General features: G+C 37.6%; 2 protein-coding genes. One reads left to right on the forward strand and one right to left on the reverse strand.

Annotated features, from left to right (window positions below):
- Nucleotides 1–412 precede the first annotated feature (412 nt).
- Complete coding sequence (locus tag CH76_RS13315; RefSeq protein ID WP_036147415.1) at nucleotides 413–823, forward strand: GNAT family N-acetyltransferase; 411 nt, start codon at nucleotides 413–415, stop codon at nucleotides 821–823.
- Nucleotides 824–916: 93 nt separating this feature from the next.
- Here CH76_RS13315 and CH76_RS13970 read toward each other — a convergent pair.
- On the reverse strand, nucleotides 917–1,121 hold a 205-nt coding region (locus tag CH76_RS13970; protein ID WP_036147417.1), incomplete at its 5' end, for a hypothetical protein.

Genomic DNA, 1,121 nt, shown 5'->3' on the forward strand with positions numbered 1-1,121 from the left:
ATATTTAGTTTTAAGTTACATAAAAAGGAAAAAGTGCGCTTATGTACCCTGAAGATGTCGTATTGTTAGTGGGGTATGGTCGTGTATAGCGCGCAAGACGACGACACCGTGCGCGTGTATGATGTGCCGCTTCGCTGGCAACAACACACAGAAGAAGATATGCGACAAAGCAAGTGTTAGAAACCGTTACCACTAAAAAAGTGCCAAAGGGTAACACGAGCACCGTAGCGCTCCAAATAGCTACGGAGCCTAAGTAATTTGTAGTAGAAAATTGTAATAATCAAAATTATTGCCCAAACGATAAATAAATATTATGCTGAATATTAAGTAATTTTTGCATGTAAAGGAGGTATAAGACAGTGGATAAGTTATGGAATAACTCTTCAAAATAATAATTTGAGGAGGAAAATAAATGACAATCAATTTTAAAGAAAATAAAAATATAAATGTGGATCAGTTGGAAAAATTATATAATGATGTTGAATGGTTTGCCTATACAAATGATTTGCCCCTTTTACAACAGGCCTTATCACAATCGCTAGATGTTTTGTCTGCTTGGGACGGAGACGAGTTAGTAGGACTCGTTCGCATTATTGGTGACGGACTAACAATCATCTATGTACAAGACATACTCGTCTTAAATACTTATCAAAATCAAGGGATTGCTACGGAATTAATGAAACAAATCTTGAATAAATACAGCCATGTTCGACAAAAAGTTCTTCTAACTGAGGAAGCGCCTGATGTTAGACATTTTTATGAAAAGAACGGATTTCAATCTTGTGATAAAGGGTCACTTGTTGCATTTGCTAAAATGAAATAGGCTGAAACAGCTATACTCGCTTTAGTTGACAAAATACACCGCATTAATAAAGAAGGTCATTCCACCTCAACGTTGGAATGACCTTCTTTTTCATTATTTAGGGCTACCTTCAGCAGTCAGATATTGCACAGATTTTGCAGCGTAGGCGCCGTAATTATCGTGCTCTCCATCCTTCACCATTGTCTTTTGGTATGCCTCATGATTGACAAGCGCGTCCGAAACGCTTTTGTACGCATCGTAATCAAGTTCGGCAGCAAAAATAGCGTCGTCCTTTGCTTGCTTAAAGCTTTCTTCTGTT

The sequence above is a fragment of the Lysinibacillus sp. BF-4 genome (genome assembly GCF_000743635.1).
GTDB lineage: Bacteria > Bacillota > Bacilli > Bacillales_A > Planococcaceae > Metalysinibacillus > Metalysinibacillus saudimassiliensis.

What these genes read in the sequence shown, in the direction of transcription:
- CH76_RS13315 (WP_036147415.1), top strand. Translation starts at nt 413, where the DNA reads ATGACAATCAATTTTAAAGAAAATAAAAATATAAATGTGGATCAGTTG.